Source organism: Streptomyces sp. TP-A0874, from assembly GCF_001748085.1.
GTDB lineage: Bacteria > Actinomycetota > Actinomycetes > Streptomycetales > Streptomycetaceae > Streptomyces.
Genome location: NZ_BBZK01000004.1, coordinates 146,431 through 163,215 on the forward strand (window position 1 = coordinate 146,431; position 16,785 = coordinate 163,215).

Below are 16,785 nucleotides of genomic sequence, written 5' to 3' on the forward strand. Positions count from 1 at the left end.
TCCGGCTGACTAGCCTCGCGCCAGCGCTGCCCAACGCCGGGCGCGCCTGGACCGGGAGGCATGGACATGACCCGATACGCTGCGCCGGGCACCGACGGCGCGATCGTCTCGTACAAGTCCCGCTACGACCACTGGATCGGCGGGGAGTACGTCGAACCGAAGCTCGGCCAGTACTTCGAGAACCCCACACCGGTGAACGGCGGCGTCTTCACCGAGGTCGCCCGGGGTACCGCGGAGGACGTCGAGGCGGCGCTGGACGCCGCACACGCGGCGGCTCCGGCCTGGGGTCGCACCTCCCCGGCCGAGCGGGCCGGGGTCCTCAACCGGATCGCCGACCGGATGGAGGCGCATCTGGAGGAGCTGGCGGTCGCCGAGACCTGGGAGAACGGCAAGCCGGTGCGGGAGACGCTGGCCGCCGACATCCCGCTCGCGATCGACCACTTCCGCTATTTCGCCGGGGCACTCCGCGCCCAGGAGGGCAGCCTCAGCGAGGTCGACGAGGACACCGTCGCCTACCACTTCCACGAGCCGCTGGGCGTGGTCGGGCAGATCATCCCGTGGAACTTTCCGATCCTGATGGCCACCTGGAAGCTGGCGCCGGCGCTCGCCGCCGGCAACGCGGTGGTACTCAAACCGGCCGAGCAGACACCGGTCTCCATCCACTTCTGGATGAGCCTGGTCGCCGACCTGCTGCCGCCCGGTGTGGTGAACATCGTCAACGGCTTCGGTGTGGAGGCCGGCAAACCGCTCGCCTCCAGTCCCCGCGTCGCGAAGATCGCGTTCACCGGGGAGACCACGACGGGGCGGCTGATCATGCAGTACGCCAGCGAGAACATCAAGCCGGTCACCCTGGAGCTGGGCGGCAAGAGCCCGAACATCTTCTTCGACGACGTCTCCGGAGCGGACGACGACTTCCTGGACAAGGCCCTGGAAGGGTTCACGATGTTCGCCCTCAACCAGGGCGAGGTGTGCACCTGTCCCTCTCGGGCGCTCATCCAACAGGGCCACTACCGGGACTTCCTGGACGCCGCGGTGGCCCGTACCGAGAAGATCGTGCCGGGACATCCGCTGGACACCGACACGATGATCGGTGCCCAGGCCTCCAACGACCAGTTGCAGAAGATCCTGTCCTACCTGGACATCGGCCGGCAGGAAGGCGCCCGGGTCCTGACCGGCGGGGAACTCGCCGAGCCGGGAGGTGAGCTGGCGGGCGGCTACTACGTCCAGCCGACCATCTTCGAAGGCGGCAACAACATGCGGATCTTCCAGGAGGAGATCTTCGGACCGGTCGTCTCGGTCACCTCGTTCGCCGGGTTCGACGAGGCGATCGAGATCGCCAACGACACGCTCTACGGCCTGGGAGCCGGGGTGTGGACCCGGGACGCGAACACCGCCTACCGGGCCGGCCGCGCCATCCAGGCGGGCCGGGTGTGGACCAACTGCTACCACGCCTACCCGGCGCACGCCGCGTTCGGCGGGTACAAGCAGTCGGGGATCGGCCGGGAGACCCACAAGATGATGCTGGATCACTACCAGCAGACGAAGAACCTGCTGGTGTCGTACTCCCCGAAGAGGCTCGGCTTCTTCTAGACGTACGAAAAGAGGCGCCTGACCTGGCCTTTCGACCGTCAGGCGCCTCTTGTTCGACCCGCTCACGACAGAGCCCGGATTGCACAGCCCCCCAGTTCGTCGCACAGGTCCCTGCCCCGCGGCCACTGTTTCCGTCTCCAGTCACGGACCAGGGACCGGCTCGCGTCAGCCGACGCCTCCCTCGGCTGACGCGAGCCCCACCCCTGCGTGGGACCGCGGTGGAGCATGGTGCCTTCGACTCATCACCTGCGCGGTACACCGCAAAGGCCGAGGAGGTCACCCATCATGCGTTCGAACAAGGGTAGGCAGTCGTCGAACGAGGAGGCCAGATGCCCGTAGACCGCCATGCGGAGTAGCCCGTGGATCTGCCGCTCGGCTTCTTCGAGCCCGTCAGGCGAGGTGAGCCGTCCGCCGCCGCGGAGCTCCCCAGCCGCGGCGGCGGACGAACGCCCTGCCCCTCCCGCACCCGGGCCGGTTGTGAGTTCCGGACCGGGACGTTCTCACCCCGTGGAGACAGCCATGAGTGAACCGGCCGCGGAGCCGACCAGTGGACCCTTTCTCCCGAACGGCAAGGGTGCGGCCACCAGCCCGCCGTCCGGAGCACCGCCTGCGGAGGGGTCCGTTCCACGCGTGGAGCTGACCCCCCGGGCAGCCGGTCTGCTGCGCGATTTGAGCGAGCGCCACGGGCCGCTGATGTTCCATCAGTCCGGTGGCTGCTGCGACGGCAGCGCTCCCATGTGCTACCCGGACGGTGAGTTCCGGACCGGCTCCTCCGACGTCCTCCTCGCCGAACTGCGGGTCGAGGGGGTGGCGAAGCCGATCCCGTTCTGGATGTCGGCCAGCCAGTTCGCCACCTGGAGCCACACCCGGCTCATCGTGGACGTCGTGGCCGGACGCGGTAGCGGATTCTCGCTGGAAGCCCCGGAGGGCGTCCGCTTCCTCATCAGATCCCGGCTGCTGGACGACTGACCGGCAGGCCGTCCCCGGACCTCTCGCGGCCTACCGTGCCGACTCACCGGAGGTGGTGCGGCGGCGCCAGTCGGCCTTCGCGAAGAGGGCGCGCTCCGTTACGGCACAGGTCCACCGCGGGTGCGAGGATCTCCTCCACGGGGCAGGGTGCCTTGGCGCCGGTGGAGTTCGAACCAGCCGTTGGCCAAGCCCGGAACGGTGACGCTGGTCCCCGGCACGCCGCTCGGAGTCGGGGTCCGGCCACTGTGCGGGCGAGAGGCCGGTTCCGGTGACGGCGGCCGTCGGGCCGGGGGCGTGCGGCGGGCTCAGGCCGTCTCCTCCCAGGCCGGCCGGGTTCGGCGGGGCCACGGCCGCGACGGCCTGCGCGGCGATGACCGCGTCCACGACGTTTCCTCCCCGGTCGGCCACGGCAAGCGCCGCTTCCACGGCCAGCGGATGCCCTGCCGCGACTGCTACCTGGGACATGTCGGCTCCCTGGCCGGGGGTTGCGGCGGGAGCATGGTGTGCCCGACGCAGGCCGTGGCGGCGGTCAACGCTCCCGCCGCGAACAGGGGTACGGCCAAGCCGAGTTCCAGGAGCAGCACTCCGAACACAGCTCCTGAGAAGATCAGGAGGATCGCCCCGAGACGGCGGTTGAGCAGGCTGTGCCGTCCGCCTCGGGTGATCGACTCGCTGGCCAGGGCGGTGAGTGTGGATGTGACGACGACGGTGGTCACATCGCGTACTGCGAGGCTGCGTGCGGCTGCGGCCTGCACCCCCATGACGCCGGCCGTCACGGAGACAGCGGTCAGTTCGAGGGCGCGGTGCCCTTCGACCGCGGGTACCAGGCAGCAACCGCCGAGCAGCATCAGCAGACACCCGCAACTGCCCAGGACCACGGATACGACCGGGTTCCAACCCTTGCCACGTCCGCGAAGGAGCAACCCTCCGAGGAATGCTCCCGCGGCGAAGGCGCACAGGGCGACCGCCGGGCCGAGGACGGGGAGTCTGTCCGCTCCGGCGACTCCCATGCCCAGCACGACGATGTTGCCGGTCATGTTGCCGACGAAGACCCGGTCGAGACCGACGAATCCGACGGCGTCGACGATACCGGTGACGAACGTCAGGGCCAGAGTTGCCACGAGGGCGACGCGCTCCGCGCGATGCGCCCGCTGCGGTGCGGTGCGGTCAGCGTTCCTCATGGGCTGACGGGAACGATGTCTGCCGGGCGCAGCTGCTTGCCGGCTTCGGGAGCCCGCCTTCGGTCGATGGTTCGGTTGACGAGAATGCTGAGAGACATGTGCTTCCACGCGTTCCGGTAGGAGGTGCGGTGGCGTGCTCACTTCGAGGATCCGGGGTCAGGCTGCCAGTTCCCCGGCGCGGAGGTGCGTGACGAACACATGACCGGCCATACGGGTTACGGCGAACGGCAGTGCGTTGTCCCGCACCATCCGTTGGGCAGTCGCGCCGCAGGCCCGGAACATCGGGTCCGGGCGGTCACGTCCTTGTACGGCGACCCCGGTCGCATGCGTTCGCGGTCGGCGATGTTGCAGCTCAACGCCTGGGCGACGGCGCTCAATATCCCCCGGCGGTGCAGCTCCAGGACCACCACAGGCGGTGCAGGTCGTACAGGGCGACCCCGACCTGTCAGAGAAAACCGAACAGATCGGATCGAAAACGGCCACTTTACGTTAACTCTGTGCCATGTGACCGTGCAGCTATGACACCACTCATCGTCCCCGAGCACTCCTGGTGCGCCCGCCCTGCCGCTGCCGACTGGAGTTGCCCTCCTCCCCCGTCGACCCCCGCCGAGCTCCACCGTTCCCTGCCGGCGTACGCGGCGACACCGCTCACCGACGTGCCCGGGCTGGCCGCCGAGTGGGGCGTGCGGCGGGTCGTCGTGAAGGACGAGTCGGCCCGCCTCGGGCTGCCCGCCTTCAAGGCGCTGGGCGTGTACTACGCCCTCTACCGGATGGTCCAGGACCACCTCGGCGGAGCCCCGGTCGCGCCCGACATCGACTCGCTGCGCGCGGCCGTGCGGCGGATCCCGGACCTGGAGCTGGTGACCGCGACCGACGGCAACCACGGGCGCGCGCTCGCCCACGTGGCACGCACCCTGGGAGTGCCCTCGAGGATATTCGTGCCCGACGTGGTCCCGCAGGGCGCGATCGACGCGATCCGCAAGGAGCGCGCGGACGTCGTCGTGCGGCCCGAGAACTACGACGAGACGGTGGCGCTGGCGGCGGCGGACGCCCGCGGACGTCCCGGCGCGGTCCTCGTCCAGGACACCGCGTGGGAGGACTACGAGATCGTTCCGCAGTACATCGTCGACGGGTACTCGACGATGTTCGTCGAGATCGACGAACAGCTCGGCGCCGACCGGGCGGCCCTGGTCGTCACCCCCGTGGGGGTCGGCTCCCTCGCCCAGGCCGTGATCAACCACTACAAGAGCCGGGGCAGGCCGGTGTCCGTCTTGGGCGTCGAGCCCGATACCGCGGCCTGCGTGCTGACCAGCCTCCGGGCCGAGCGGCCGGTCAGCGTCCCCACCGGCAGCACCGTCATGGCGGGTCTCAACTGCGGTACGCCCTCCTCGCTCGCCTGGCCGTACCTGCGGGACGGTCTCGACGCCGTCGCCGTGGTGACGGACGCCCAGTCGCTGACTGCCGCCCGGCAGCTGGCCGACGCCGGGATTCCCGCGGGTCCTTGTGGGGCGGCCTGTGTGTCCGGGGTGCGGTCCGTACTGGCCGATCCTGCGGGCCGGGCGGCGCTCGGCCTCGACGCCGGTTCGGTGGTCGTCCTGCTCAGCACGGAGAAGTCGCGGCAGGCCGAGCACCTCGGCTTCCGGGACGAAGGTGATCGTGAGCGTCGTCGAGGAGAAACTGGCTGAACCGGGGCTTGCGCTGCCCCAGGTGAACCGCGCGCACCTGCGCGAACAGAACATCAAGGCCGTCATGCAGAGAAGAGCGACCAGGCCGCCGACCGGAAGAAGGAGGCCGTCGGGGCGGCAGGCCGGTCGCGCACGACGCCGGGCTCTACAAGGACCGCAACACCGTGGAACGCCGCATACTCAAGAGCAAGGCGCGGCGCGGTCCGGCCACGCCCCACGGCGAGACAGCCGAGAGTCACCTGGCCGGCTTTCGCCTGCGCGGGGGCAGTGATCTGAGCTTCGCGGCCTCCGCCGCCCGCGTGATCACGTCTCGCGCGGGCCGTGGAAGGCCGATGTGCCGCCGTGGGAACCCCGTCCATGGACCAGGGGCAGGAAGACTTCGTCGACGATCTCGGCGAGGACGGCGTCGGGCACGGTCGGGACTCCGAGCATCACGTACTCGTTGCGCAGCAGCGCCGTGGGCACGTACGCGACTCGGGGGTGTAGCGCCTCGGGCGCGGCGTCTCCACGGGCGACCGCCCGGCCGAGCAAGGTCAGCCACGCTGCCTCGTGCGCGCTCTCACCCGCCGGGTCCCGCAGTTCGGCCAGGAGCTCCGGAGTGCTGCCGGCCGCCGCGATCAGGCCTCGCAGGATCTCTCCGTACGGTGACGACGCTACCGCGACGCGCAGGCCGCCGACCAACTCGCCGACGGTCTGCGGGCGCTGACTGCGCACGGCAAGCCGGCCGCCGTCACGGAGTTCGGTTGTACCACCTACCGCGGGGCCGCCGATGCCGGCGGCCGGGGAGACGCCGTCATCGCTTGGGACGACCGCGCCCGTCCGGTGCGGTTCACCAGCCCTGTGGCCCGCGACGAACAGGAACAAGCCGACTACCTGCGTGAACTCATCGACGCCCTCGACGAGTCCGCCATCGACGCGGCCTTTGTCAACACCTTCGCCCGCTACGACCTCCCGCACGCGGGCGCCGACGACGACCGCGACTTCGACAAGGCCTCCTTCGGCGTGGTCAAGGTCCTCGACGGCGGCCGCACCGGAACCGCGTATCCGAGCCTGCCCTGGGAGCCCAAAGCCGCCTTCCACGCACTCGCGGAGTACGGCCGCAGCCGGATCCGCACAAGCTCCGACCCAGCCGCAGCGAAGTGAAGGTCGGGTGGCTGCCGTCACGGACGGCAGCCACCCGACTGTTCCGATCGCGACGGAAGACAGGCCCTGACCGGCGCGGTCCGCTCGGACGTCTCAGGGCCGCAGGCCGCTGACGAGTTCCGCGGTGGTGCTGAGCCCGTCGTAGACCGACGGGGCGACGCTGGTACCAGCGAGGAGGAAGCCGAGGAGCACGCAGACCAGCGCGTGCGTCATCCGCAGGGTTCCGGTGCGCATGAAGACGATCGCCAGGATCAGCAGCAACAGCAGCACTGAGATGGAAACGGCCATGCGTACCCCTTCGGCCGGCGCGGAGCAGAAGCGTCGTGCGACGGTCAGTCTGTCCCACGAAAGCCCCGATCCAGCTCTCCGCCACGTCGCCCGAAAGGGTATTGACTGGGGCGGTGTCCTTGACGACCTCCGGGCCCGGGTCCCCGGAGACGCCGACTGGTTCGACACCGCGTCGACCGCCCAGACGTTGAACAACTCCTGGTAGGTGGTGTAGGGCTCGACCTCGGCGATCTCCCGCCACTCCTGCCGGGCGTCGCCGTGGAACTGCGCGAGTTCGCTCTCCGTGTAGCCGTCGCCGACGAGTACGACGTCGAGCCGGTCGGCGCTCGGGCCGTTCTCCACGACGGGTGCGACCCGGCCGTCATCGGCCACCGCTCCGGCCGTCCCGGCCAGGCGTCTCGGGGTCGCCGCCGGCACCTCGGCCCGGCGCGGGTGTCCTGACGCCGTGAAGTACTCAACGCTGTGGGTGGCCGGGCCGCTCGGCGGCGAGTCGGCCGGCGGACCCGGTTCGGCCGCCGCGGGGATGCTCGCCGCGAGCAGGAGGGCACCGATCGCGCCGACGGCCGCGCTGACCCTGCCTATGCCTGTGTGCACTGGGTTCCTCCGTTGGGAGCCGGTGGGATGGGGCCGTGCGACTGGCTGGGCGGCGAGTCAACATGGCCCCCGCGCCCGGCGCTTCGGCCAGCGGGTGGGTGGGCGGAAATCGGGCCACCCCGTCTTGACTTGGTCCAGACCAAGCGGTTGAGTGCTCGGCAGCGCACGGACCTGTTCGTCCCAGGCACCAACCTTCCCCCCACCCGTCACCTGCGGTTCGCCCCGCGGGAAGGAGAGAGTTGACGTGCTCAGACAACGCCTCACGGCCGCCCTGGCCGCACTGTTGATCGCCGTCGGCGCGGCGGCGCTCACCCCGTCGGCCGCTGCCGCCCCGGCCGGCCCCGACCGGGCCTCCGCCGCCGACTTCGTGGTCAGCGAAGCACAGTTCGACGAGATGTTCCCCGGGCGCAACGCTTTCTACAGCTACGCCGGGCTGACCGACGCCCTGGGCGCCTACCCGGAGTTCGCCGACACCGGCGACGAGACGACGAAGAAGCGGGAGGCCGCAGCCTTCCTGGCCAACGTCAGCCACGAGACCGGTGGTCTGGTGCACATCGTCGAGCAGGACACCTCGAACTACCCGCACTACTGCGACGGCAGCCAGCCCTACGGCTGCCCGGCCGGACAGGACGCCTACTACGGGCGCGGGCCGATCCAGCTGAGTTGGAACTTCAACTACCAGGCGGCCGGCGACGCCCTGGGGCTCCCGCTGCTGACCGACCCCTGGCTGGTGGAGAACGACGCCGCCGTGGCCTGGCAGACCGGGCTGTGGTACTGGAACACCCAGAGCGGTCCGGGCACCATGACGCCGCACGACGCGATGGTCGGCGGCTGGGGCTTCGGCGAGACCATCCGGGCCATCAACGGCAGTCTGGAGTGCGACGGCGGGAACCCGGGCCAGGTGCAGAGCCGGATCGACACCTACCAGCGGTTCACGCAGATCCTGGGCACCAGCCCGGGTGACAACCTGAGCTGCTGACCGCCCCGGGCCGCGCGGGTCTCGCCCCGCGCGTCCCGTGTGCCGGCGCTTCCGGGCGCCAGCACACCGGACGGTCGGCCGCCCGTCCCGACGGCTCCGGGGAACACCCTGGCTCACGGAAGCTGCTCGGCATGGTCATGGCGACGGCGATAAACGTTTCCTATCGTCGCTACGGTAGAGGTCATGCAATTCCAGCAGTTGCTCTACTTCGTCGCGGTAGCCGAGACCAGGCACTTCACCCGGGCCGCCGAGCGGGTGCACGTGGCGCAGCCCTCGCTCTCCCAGCAGATCCGGGCGCTGGAGCGGGACCTGGGCGCGGAGCTGTTCAGCCGGGCACGGGGCAATATCGCCCTCACCGACGCCGGTGAGGCGCTGCTGCCCCTGGCCCGGCGCATCCTCGCCGACGCGGAGACCGCACGGTTCGAGGTGGAGGAACTGGTGCACCTGCGGCGCGGACGAGTGCGCCTGGGTGCGACTCCCAGCCTCTGCACCGGCCTGCTGCCGGACGTGCTGCGCGCCTTCCACGACCTCCATCCGGGGATCCGGCTGATGGTCGAGGAGAGCGGCTCCCGGGACCTGGTGCGGGACCTGGCGCGCGGCGGGCTCGATCTCGCCCTGGTGGTGCTGCCGCTGACCGGCCAGGCTCCGGCGCTGACCACCACCGAACTACTCCAGGAGGATCTCGTCGTGGTGTCCTCGCCGACCGCGCCGGAGCCGGGGGGCGGAGCGCCGGTACGCCCCGCCGACCTGCGAGATCACCCGATGGTGATGTTTCGCCATGGGTACGACCTGCGGGAGCTGACGGTGGCGGCCTGCCGTGCTGCCGGGTTCGAACCGTCCTTCACGGTGGAGGGCGGCGAGATGGACGCGGTGCTCGGCTTCGTACGCGCGGGGCTGGGCCTGGCGGTGCTGCCGAGGATGGTGGCCGAGCGGGCCGGCGCCGACCTCCGCAGCACCCCGTTCGCACCGCCGGGCCTGCGGCGCAGTATCGGTCTGGCGCACCGCACCGACGTGGCGCCCCCGCGGGCGGCGCGGGAGCTGCGTCGGGTGCTGCTCGCCCGGTTGCGGGAGCGGGAACCGGGCGCCCGGTTCGACGACGGCGATTCCCCGGCCGTCACGGAGGATCCTTGGGCCGGGCCCGGCCCGGAAGCGCCCTGACCCGGGCAGTTCCTCGGTTACCGCTCGGTGTCCAGAGGTCCGCCCCTGCCGAAGGCCAGGGCGGCGAACCGTTCGCCGATGCGGCGGTGGGTGGCGGCGTCCGGGTGGAGCTGGTCCGGGAGCGGCAGCTCAGCGAAGTCCGAGCCGCCGTAGAGCTCCCTCCCGTCGAGGTAGCGCAGGTTGGCGTCCTCCGCCGCCCGCTGCTCCGTGATGCGGCTGAGCTCGTCTCGGATGGCGCTGAGCGTCAGCTTCCCGTCGGCCGACTCGGCCGGGTCGCCCGCGGCCCGGAACTGGAGCCTGCCCTCGCCGAGGGCGCTGAAGTCGGGGGCGCTGGGGCCGGGGGTGTCCTCGTGGATGGGGCAGAGGATCGGCGAGACGACCAGCAGCGGGGTCTCGGGGTGGCCCTCGCGGATCGTGTCGAGGAAGCCGTGCACGGCTGAGGTGAAGGCACGCAGACGCATCAGGTCGGCGTTGACCAGGTTGATGCCGATCTTGATGCTGATCAGGTCCGCGGGCGTGTCGCGCAGGGCGCGCGCGGTGAACGCGTCCAGCAGGGCGCCGCCGCCCAGGCCGAGGTTGACCAGTTCCACACCGCCGAGGCCGGCGGCCAGCGCGGGCCAGGTGGTGGTGGGGCTTGCCGCGTCCGAGCCGTGGCTGATCGAGCTGCCGTGGTGCAGCCACACCTTCCGCCCCCGGTCCGGCGCGGCTTCGACGGGGGCGTCGGTGCGCAGCGCGACCAACCGCGTCGTCTCGTTGTGCGGCAGCCAGATCTCGACGTCCTTCAGCCGGTCGGCCAGACCGGAGAAGCGGACGGTGCCGACCGGGCCCGGCCTGGTATCGGCGGTTCCGGTGGCCAGGTCCACCAGCAGGACGTCACCGCCGGTCACACCGGCCTGTCCGGCCGGGCGACCGTCGACCAGCAGGTCGTAGACGCCGTCCGGCCGCGGCGGGGCGCCCCGGTAGGCCGTCCTGGTGCGCAGTGCGTCCAACTCGATGGCCGTGGCCCGGGTGCGGAACACCAGCCTCACGCCGGAGGGCTGCGCTTCCGCCATGGCCAGTTGCCCGTCGGTGCACTGGGCTCGGGCCCGGGCGGGCAACCGGTGCGGCAGCACCCCTCGCTCGGTGTGCTCCACCTCCAGCGCGCCGCGCAGGAGGTCGGCGGTGACGGGCGTGGTGGACCACTCCGTCGCCCGAGGTCCGGTGGGCGAGTCTGCGGCGTCGTGGTGAGCGTGCATGGGCTCAGCCTGGCGACTGGGAAACGGATCCGCACATGTTTTTCCGGCCCGCCGCTCCCCCACCCGGTCGGACGACCCGTCCGTCCCGCCCCGGCAGTCGTAGGGGGTCGCGTTCCGGTGGGCACCGGCCGGATCCGCCGAACGTACCGGCCGGGTGGCTCTCCTGGTGCGTGGAGTACCCGGCTCGTTTACCGTGAGCTGGTCCTTAATGCAATGAAAGGTTGGGAGATGTCCGACGTTTCGTCGAGGTCCCGGACCCGACCTCTCACTACAGCCGAGGTGAATCCACGGCTGCGGGGCGTCTGCTTCAAGACCGGGCCGCCGCGCCGGATCGGAGTCGAACTCGAGTGGTTCGTGTTCGACCCGAGAAACCCCAAGGGCCCCGTCGGCCCCTCCCGGCTCACCGTCGCTTACGCCGCGCTGCGCCGCCTGGCACTGCGGTCGACGCTCACCTTCGAGCCCGGAGGGCAGCTGGAGCTCAGCTCGCCGGCCGCCACCTCCCTCTCCCAGTGCGTCGGGCAGGTGGCCGAGGACCTCAGCCAGGTGCGGGCGGTCCTGCGCACCCACGGGCTGGCCCTGGCCGGCCACGGCCACGACCCCTGGAACCCGCCCCGGCGGATCCTCACCGCGCCTCGCTACCGCGCGATGGAGGCCTACTTCGACCGCCGGGGCCCCGAGGGTCGCTCCATGATGTGCGCCACCGCCTCGGTGCAGGTGTGCGTGGACGCGGGTACCGAGGGGCCGGGGCCGCTCGGCTACCGGCGGCGCTGGCGGATGGCCCACCTGCTCGGCGCGGTGCTCGTGGCGGCCTTCGCCAACTCCCCGCTGCGGCGCGGCCTGCCCACCGGCTGGCTGTCCACCCGGCAGGCGGTGTGGTCCTCCCTGGACCCGGGGCGGGCACTGGCTCCGGCCAGCGGGCCGGAGCCCCGGCAGGCCTGGACGGAGTACGTCCTCGACGCGCCGGTCATGTGCGTCCGCCGGGAGGAGGGCTCCTGGGAGGTGCCCCGCGGTCTGACGTTCCGGGGCTGGCTCGACGGGGCCGGCCCTCGCCGGGCCACCGCCGCCGACCTCGACTACCACCTGACGACGCTCTTCCCACCGGTCCGCCCGCGCGGCCACCTGGAGCTTCGCATGATCGACGCCCAACCCGGGGAGGACGGCTGGATCGCGCCGCTGGCCGTCACGGCCGCGCTCTTCGACGATCCGACCGCCGCGGAGACCGCCTACCGGGCGGTGCGTCCGCTGGCCGCCGCGGCCGGCACCGGACCGGCGCCGCGGAACGCGTTGTGGGAGGCGGCGGCCCGCGGCGGACTGGCCGACCCCGGACTGCGCTCCGCGGCGGTCAGCTGCTTCGCCGCCGCCCAGGAGGCGCTGCCGAGGCTGGGGGCCTCCGCCGCCGTGCGGAGAGCCGTCGCCTCCTTCGCCGAGCGTTACCCGGGCAGCGGACGGTGTCCGGCGGAGGACCTGCTGGACGCGGTACCGGTCGCCGCCCGTCGGACCGTTCCCGAGGTCGCGGTGGCCGGCGCACAGTCCCCGGCCGGTGAGGGGAGGCCTTGATGCGCACGACCGCGTTCGATCCGCAGGCGCTGCGGAAGCGGGCCGTCGGCGCCCTGGTCGACGCCCGGAAGCGCACCCGGGTGCTGACCGACTGCGTGGAGGACCCCGATCTGACCGCCCAGCACTCCCCGCTGATGTCACCGCTGGTCTGGGATCTCGCCCACATCGGCAACCAGGAGGAGCAGTGGCTGCTGCGTGCGGTGGGCGGACACGAGGGCCTGCGACCCGACATCGACAAGGTGTACGACGCCTTCGAGCACCCGCGCGCCGAGCGCCCCTCCCTGCCGCTGCTCCCGCCCGCGGAGGCCCGCGCCTATGTGGCCGAGGTGCGTGACCGGGTGCTGGAGGTACTGGAGCGCACCCCGCTGGAGGGCGACGACGAGTTGGTCCGGGCGGGGTTCGCCTTCGGCATGATCGCGCAGCACGAACAGCAGCACGACGAGACGATGCTCGTCACCCACCAGCTGCGCCGCGGTCCCGCGGCGCTCACCGCGCCCCCTCCACCGCCCGCGTCCGCCGACGCCGCCGGGCTGCCGGCGGAGGTGTTGGTGCCCGGCGGTCCGTTCACCATGGGTACCTCGACCGAGCCTTGGTCCCTGGACAACGAGCGACCAGCGCATCGGCGCACCCTGCCGGACTTCTTCCTCGACACGCTGCCGGTGGGGAACGGCGCCTACCTGGAGTTCATGGCGGACGGCGGCTACGAGGACCCCCGCTGGTGGCATCCGGCCGGCTGGTCGTTCGTCCGGGAACACAGCCTGCGGGCACCGCTGTTCTGGCGCCGCGAAGGCAGGCAGTGGGTCCGGCGCCGCTTCGGCGAGGTGGAACCCGTGCCGCTGGACGAACCCGTCCTCCACGTCAGCTGGTACGAGGCCGACGCGTACGCGCGCTGGCGGGGGCGGCGGCTGCCCACCGAGGCGGAGTGGGAGAAGGCCGCCCGGTACGACCCGGCCACCGGGCGGTCGCGCCGCTATCCCTGGGGCGAGCCCGACCCGGTCCCGGCACTGGCCAACCTCGGCCAGCGCCATCTGCGGGCGGCGCCGTTGGGCGCCTACCCGGAGGGGGCCTCCCCGTTGGGCGTACGGCAGTTGATCGGCGACGTGTGGGAGTGGACCTCCAGCGACTTCCTGCCGTACCCGGGCTTCACCGCCTTCCCGTACCGGGAGTACTCGGCGGTCTTCTTCGGCGGTGACCACAAGGTCCTGCGCGGGGGGTCGTTCGCGGCCGACCCGGTGGTCTGCCGCGGCACCTTCCGCAACTGGGACCTGCCGGTCCGGCGCCAGATCTTCTCCGGCTTCCGCACCGCCCGCGACGCGGAACCGGAGGCGGCGCGGTGATCGGCGGCATGCCCGGAACGGGCGGCGTGGCGCAGCCCTGCGACCGGCCTCCCGTCGCCGCCGTCCCCGGGGCCGGCGGCGACACGGTCGCTTCGAGGCCGGGGAGCCGCTGATGTGCCGGCACATCGCCTACCTGGGCGCCGAAGTCCCGGTCGGGGAACTACTCCTCGCCCCCGAGCACGGGCTCTACCGGCAGTCCTGGGCGCCGCGCCGGCAGCGGTACGGGACGGTGAACGCCGACGGCTTCGGCGTCGGCTGGTACGCCCCGCGGGATCCGACCCCCGCCCGCTACCGCCGGGCCGGCCCCATCTGGGCCGACCCGTCCTTCCAGGACCTCGCCCGGGTGGTCCGGACCGGCGCGCTGCTGGCCGCCGTGCGGGACGCCACCGAGCCGGGCGCCGATCCGGAGGCGGCCAGCGCCCCGTTCGCCTCCGACCACTGGCTGTTCAGTCACAACGGGGCGTTGGACGGCTGGCCCCGGTCGGTGGTGCCGCTCGCCGAAGCGCTGCCGGCCGCGGAACTGCTCGACCTGCCGGCGCGGTGCGACTCCGCCCTGGTGTGGGCGCTCGTCCGGCACCGGTTGCGGGGCACGGAGCGGCCGGGGGCCGACGGCGGCGCCGCTCTCGGTGAGGCGCTCGCCGGCACCGTCGCCGAGCTTGCCGCCGCCGCGCCCGGTTCCCGGTTGAACCTACTGGTCACCGACGGCCTCTCCATCGCGGCCACCGCCTGGGGGGACACCCTCTGGTACCTGGTCGACCGCCCAGCCGGCCGCACCGTGGTCGCCTCCGAGCCGTACGACGACGACACCCGCTGGGCCGAGGCGCCCGACCGGACCCTGCTCACCGCGAGCCGTACCGACCTCGTCCTCACCCCGCTCAAGGAGCTCCCGCCGTGAGTCCGTTCACCGTCACCCGAACACTGCCCGCCGACGCCGACCACGCGGCCCTGCGTACGGACGCCCTGCACGGGCTGACCGCCGATCCCAAACGGCTGCCGCCGAAGTGGTTCTACGACGCCCGCGGCAGCGAGCTCTTCGAGGAGATCACCCAGCTGCCGGAGTACTACCCGACCCGCGCCGAGCTGGAGATCCTGCTGGCCCACGCGGGCGCGATCGCCTCGGTCAGCGGCGCCCGCACCATGATCGAGCTCGGTTCCGGCTCCTCGGAGAAGACCCGCCACCTGCTCCGGGTCCTCACCGAGCTGCGGGCCTACGTCCCCGTGGACGTCAGCGAGTCCGCCCTGGTACAGGCGGGGCACGTGCTGCGGGAGCAGTATCCGGAGCTTTCCGTCCACGCGCTGGTCGCCGACTTCCAAGGCGGGCTGGTACTACCGGAGACACCCGGTCCGCGGCTGGTGGCCTTCTTCGGGAGCACCATCGGCAACCTGCTGCCGGCCGAGCGCGCCGCCTTCCTCGAGTCGCTGCGCGAAGCGCTCTCGCCCGAGGACACGCTGCTGCTCGGCACCGACCTGGTCAAGGACGAGGCCACCCTGGTGTCCGCCTACGACGACGCCCACGGCGTCACTGCCGCCTTCAACAAGAACGTGCTGCTGGTGCTCAACAGGGAGCTCGGAGCCGACTTCGACGTGGCGGACTTCGAGCATGTCGCGCTCTGGAACCCCCGGGACGAGTGGATCGAGATGCGGCTGCGGGCCCGGCGGTCGCTCACGGTGAAACTCACCGCACTCGACCTCGAGGTCCCCTTCACCGCCGGGGAGGAGATGCGCACCGAGGTGTCCACGAAGTTCCGTCCGGAGGGGGTGCGGGCCGAACTCGCCGCAGCCGGACTCGAACTGCGGCAGTGGTGGACGGACGCGATGGGGCGCTTCGCGCTCTCGCTGTCCGGGCCGGCCGGGGACCGAGCCCGCTGACGCCCGGCCCCGGCTCACCGCGGCACCGCGCCCCAGCGGTCCGGCCCTCGGGCGGTCTGCCCACTGCCGGGGTCAGGTCGCCGGACCCGGTCCCTCCACCACGATGTCCACCGCTTCGTCGTAGAAGGCCATGAGGTTGGTGATCTGGGCGAGGTCCGGCGGCGGTGCTGGATAGGACCAGAGCACATCACTCCGCTCTCGGCCGTCACCGTGGTAGGACCAGTACGAGGCATCGCCCTTGAACGGGCAGTGGGTGTGGGTTTCGGTCGGCTCGAAGTGTTCCAGTCGCACGTCCTCCGGCGGCAGGTAGTAGCGGACCGGATACCCCGTCTCGTACAGCAGTACGGGGCGGGTCGAGTCGGCGACCACCTGGCCGTCGATCTCCACCCGAACATGCTGCGTACCGGGCAGCGCCTCCACTCGGTGGCTCGAGTTCCCAGTGGCCACGATCGCTCCTTCGCTCCGTCGTCAGGCGGCTCGCCTTCCCTCGGGTCGCCATCCTGGTCTACCTCTGTTCTCCGTTCCCCGCTCCGGTTTCCCCGTTTCGCCCGTCCATCTCCCCCGGGCCCAGGGCTCTGCCCAACCAGCCTCCCGCAGGTTTCGGCCGGCCGCCCGCGGGAACCCGACGGCTCCCCAGTCCGCACGATCCCCGTCCACACACCGAGGCCGACAGCTGCACAGGAGGCCGCCGTGGCTGATATCTCCGCCCCGGAGCTGGACCGGCTCTGGAACGAGTTCCACCGGGTGGTGAACATGACCTCCGACGAGCTGAGCACCTGGCTCAGGACGGAGTCCGCCGGCGAGGAGAGCGAGGCGCTGCCGGACGACGCCGGCTCGGAGAACGGCAGGCATGTGCTGGCCATCCTGCAGAAGCGCCGGATGGACCTGACCGACGACGACATCCGGGTGATGTACAAGGTCGTGGACACCGTCGAGCAGCAGCGGCGGGACGACCTCGAGCCCAAGGCCGGTCAGGGGCACTGGCGGCACCGGCTGATGCGGATCGGACACGACCCGCTCAAGCCGCCGAGGGTCTGAGCGCGGCCGGTCCGCCCGTCACCCGATCGACCGCCGGGCGGCTGCCGCAGGAGGGGCATTCGCGACCGAAGCGCCGAGCTGACACCGATTGTCAGGAGAGCTGACGTAACGTCACCTGTGCGGCGCAGCCCCACGGGCGCCGATCGGACCGCGACCTCAGGC

At 71.8% G+C, this 16,785-nt stretch carries 17 protein-coding genes and 1 pseudogene; 11 read left to right on the forward strand and 7 right to left on the reverse strand.

What is annotated here, in order from left to right:
• Positions 1–66: 66 nt before the first annotated feature.
• Positions 67–1,590 (forward strand): aldehyde dehydrogenase, encoded by a 1,524-nt coding sequence (gene adh / locus BGP73_RS04835; RefSeq protein WP_069812877.1) that lies wholly within the window; start codon positions 67–69, stop codon positions 1,588–1,590.
• 519 nt (positions 1,591–2,109) lie between these two features.
• Entirely contained in the window at positions 2,110–2,559 is a 450-nt protein-coding gene (locus BGP73_RS04840; protein ID WP_079127204.1) for a DUF779 domain-containing protein, read from the forward strand.
• Between the two features lie 452 nt (positions 2,560–3,011).
• On the opposite strand, the gene BGP73_RS04845 is transcribed toward BGP73_RS04840, so the two are convergent.
• A complete protein-coding gene (locus BGP73_RS04845; protein ID WP_069812228.1) occupies positions 3,012–3,740 on the reverse strand; it encodes a YoaK family protein in 729 nt (242 codons plus the stop codon).
• A gap of 156 nt (positions 3,741–3,896) precedes the next feature.
• Complete coding sequence (locus BGP73_RS23865) at positions 3,897–4,223, reverse strand: D-glutamate cyclase family protein (RefSeq protein WP_374701118.1); 327 nt, start codon at positions 4,221–4,223, stop codon at positions 3,897–3,899.
• A gap of 35 nt (positions 4,224–4,258) precedes the next feature.
• Here BGP73_RS23865 and BGP73_RS04850 point away from each other — a divergent pair, with 35 nt between their 5' ends.
• Positions 4,259–5,425 (forward strand): diaminopropionate ammonia-lyase, encoded by a 1,167-nt coding sequence (locus tag BGP73_RS04850; protein ID WP_069812229.1) that lies wholly within the window; start codon positions 4,259–4,261, stop codon positions 5,423–5,425.
• A gap of 303 nt (positions 5,426–5,728) precedes the next feature.
• Here the strand turns inward: BGP73_RS04850 and BGP73_RS04855 are convergent, their stop codons facing one another.
• A complete protein-coding gene (locus tag BGP73_RS04855; RefSeq protein WP_244501090.1) occupies positions 5,729–6,139 on the reverse strand; it encodes a TetR-like C-terminal domain-containing protein in 411 nt (136 codons plus the stop codon).
• A 126-nt stretch (positions 6,140–6,265) separates the two neighbouring features.
• Between BGP73_RS04855 and BGP73_RS23270 the strand changes: the two genes are divergently transcribed.
• A complete protein-coding gene (locus BGP73_RS23270) occupies positions 6,266–6,568 on the forward strand; it encodes a hypothetical protein (protein ID WP_212732779.1) in 303 nt (100 codons plus the stop codon).
• A 93-nt stretch (positions 6,569–6,661) separates the two neighbouring features.
• On the opposite strand, the gene BGP73_RS21785 is transcribed toward BGP73_RS23270, so the two are convergent.
• Both BGP73_RS21785 and BGP73_RS23835 read right to left on the reverse strand, forming a co-directional pair.
• A complete protein-coding gene (locus tag BGP73_RS21785; protein WP_079127205.1) occupies positions 6,662–6,856 on the reverse strand; it encodes a hypothetical protein in 195 nt (64 codons plus the stop codon).
• A 165-nt stretch (positions 6,857–7,021) separates the two neighbouring features.
• Positions 7,022–7,450, reverse strand: a pseudogene (locus BGP73_RS23835) (M64 family metallopeptidase); the annotation flags it as partial.
• Between the two features lie 244 nt (positions 7,451–7,694).
• Between BGP73_RS23835 and BGP73_RS04870 the strand changes: the two are divergent.
• Positions 7,695–8,429, forward strand: coding sequence for a chitinase (locus BGP73_RS04870; RefSeq protein ID WP_069812231.1), 735 nt, complete (start codon positions 7,695–7,697; stop codon positions 8,427–8,429).
• Positions 8,430–8,612: 183 nt separating this feature from the next.
• Positions 8,613–9,587: a LysR family transcriptional regulator gene (locus BGP73_RS04875; protein WP_079127206.1), complete on the forward strand. Its 975-nt coding sequence runs from the start codon at positions 8,613–8,615 to the stop codon at positions 9,585–9,587.
• Positions 9,588–9,604: 17 nt separating this feature from the next.
• On the opposite strand, the gene BGP73_RS04880 is transcribed toward BGP73_RS04875, so the two are convergent.
• On the reverse strand, positions 9,605–10,822 hold the full coding sequence (locus BGP73_RS04880; RefSeq protein WP_069812232.1) for a GDSL-type esterase/lipase family protein: 1,218 nt from the start codon (positions 10,820–10,822) through the stop codon (positions 9,605–9,607).
• Positions 10,823–11,050: 228 nt separating this feature from the next.
• On the opposite strand from BGP73_RS04880, the gene egtA reads away from it, so the two are divergent.
• The 4 genes from egtA (at position 11,051) to egtD (ending at position 15,585) form a co-directional block, all read left to right on the forward strand.
• The gene (egtA, locus tag BGP73_RS04885; protein ID WP_079127207.1) at positions 11,051–12,379 is read left to right on the forward strand and encodes an ergothioneine biosynthesis glutamate--cysteine ligase EgtA; all 1,329 of its coding nucleotides are present in this window, start codon (positions 11,051–11,053) and stop codon (positions 12,377–12,379) included.
• Entirely contained in the window at positions 12,379–13,716 is a 1,338-nt protein-coding gene (gene egtB / locus BGP73_RS04890; protein ID WP_069812233.1) for an ergothioneine biosynthesis protein EgtB, read from the forward strand. The genes egtA and egtB overlap by 1 nt, the downstream gene beginning before the upstream one ends.
• Before the next feature lie 112 nt (positions 13,717–13,828).
• A complete protein-coding gene (gene egtC / locus BGP73_RS04895) occupies positions 13,829–14,611 on the forward strand; it encodes an ergothioneine biosynthesis protein EgtC (protein WP_069812234.1) in 783 nt (260 codons plus the stop codon).
• The gene (gene egtD / locus BGP73_RS04900) at positions 14,608–15,585 is read left to right on the forward strand and encodes an L-histidine N(alpha)-methyltransferase (RefSeq protein ID WP_069812235.1); all 978 of its coding nucleotides are present in this window, start codon (positions 14,608–14,610) and stop codon (positions 15,583–15,585) included. Before egtC ends, egtD begins: the two co-directional genes overlap by 4 nt.
• Positions 15,586–15,657: 72 nt before the next feature.
• Here the strand turns inward: egtD and BGP73_RS04905 are convergent, their stop codons facing one another.
• Positions 15,658–16,032, reverse strand: a complete 375-nt coding sequence (locus BGP73_RS04905; protein WP_069812236.1) for a DUF427 domain-containing protein — start codon at positions 16,030–16,032, stop codon at positions 15,658–15,660.
• 243 nt (positions 16,033–16,275) lie between these two features.
• Here BGP73_RS04905 and BGP73_RS23275 point away from each other — a divergent pair, with 243 nt between their 5' ends.
• The gene (locus BGP73_RS23275; protein WP_212732780.1) at positions 16,276–16,623 is read left to right on the forward strand and encodes a DUF3140 domain-containing protein; all 348 of its coding nucleotides are present in this window, start codon (positions 16,276–16,278) and stop codon (positions 16,621–16,623) included.
• Positions 16,624–16,785: the final 162 nt, after the last annotated feature.

Excerpts from the sequence above, each read along its gene's own strand:
- adh (WP_069812877.1), top strand. The coding sequence starts at position 67 with ATGACCCGATACGCTGCGCCGGGCACCGACGGCGCGATCGTCTCGTAC.
- BGP73_RS04845 (WP_069812228.1), bottom strand. The coding sequence starts at position 3,740 with ATGAGGAACGCTGACCGCACCGCACCGCAGCGGGCGCATCGCGCGGAG.
- egtA (WP_079127207.1), top strand. The coding sequence starts at position 11,051 with ATGTCCGACGTTTCGTCGAGGTCCCGGACCCGACCTCTCACTACAGCC.
- BGP73_RS21785 (WP_079127205.1), bottom strand. The coding sequence starts at position 6,856 with ATGGCCGTTTCCATCTCAGTGCTGCTGTTGCTGCTGATCCTGGCGATC.
- BGP73_RS04840 (WP_079127204.1), top strand. The coding sequence starts at position 2,110 with ATGAGTGAACCGGCCGCGGAGCCGACCAGTGGACCCTTTCTCCCGAAC.
- egtB (WP_069812233.1), top strand. The coding sequence starts at position 12,379 with ATGCGCACGACCGCGTTCGATCCGCAGGCGCTGCGGAAGCGGGCCGTC.
- egtC (WP_069812234.1), top strand. The coding sequence starts at position 13,829 with ATGTGCCGGCACATCGCCTACCTGGGCGCCGAAGTCCCGGTCGGGGAA.
- BGP73_RS04880 (WP_069812232.1), bottom strand. The coding sequence starts at position 10,822 with ATGCACGCTCACCACGACGCCGCAGACTCGCCCACCGGACCTCGGGCG.
- BGP73_RS04850 (WP_069812229.1), top strand. The coding sequence starts at position 4,259 with ATGACACCACTCATCGTCCCCGAGCACTCCTGGTGCGCCCGCCCTGCC.
- BGP73_RS04875 (WP_079127206.1), top strand. The coding sequence starts at position 8,613 with ATGCAATTCCAGCAGTTGCTCTACTTCGTCGCGGTAGCCGAGACCAGG.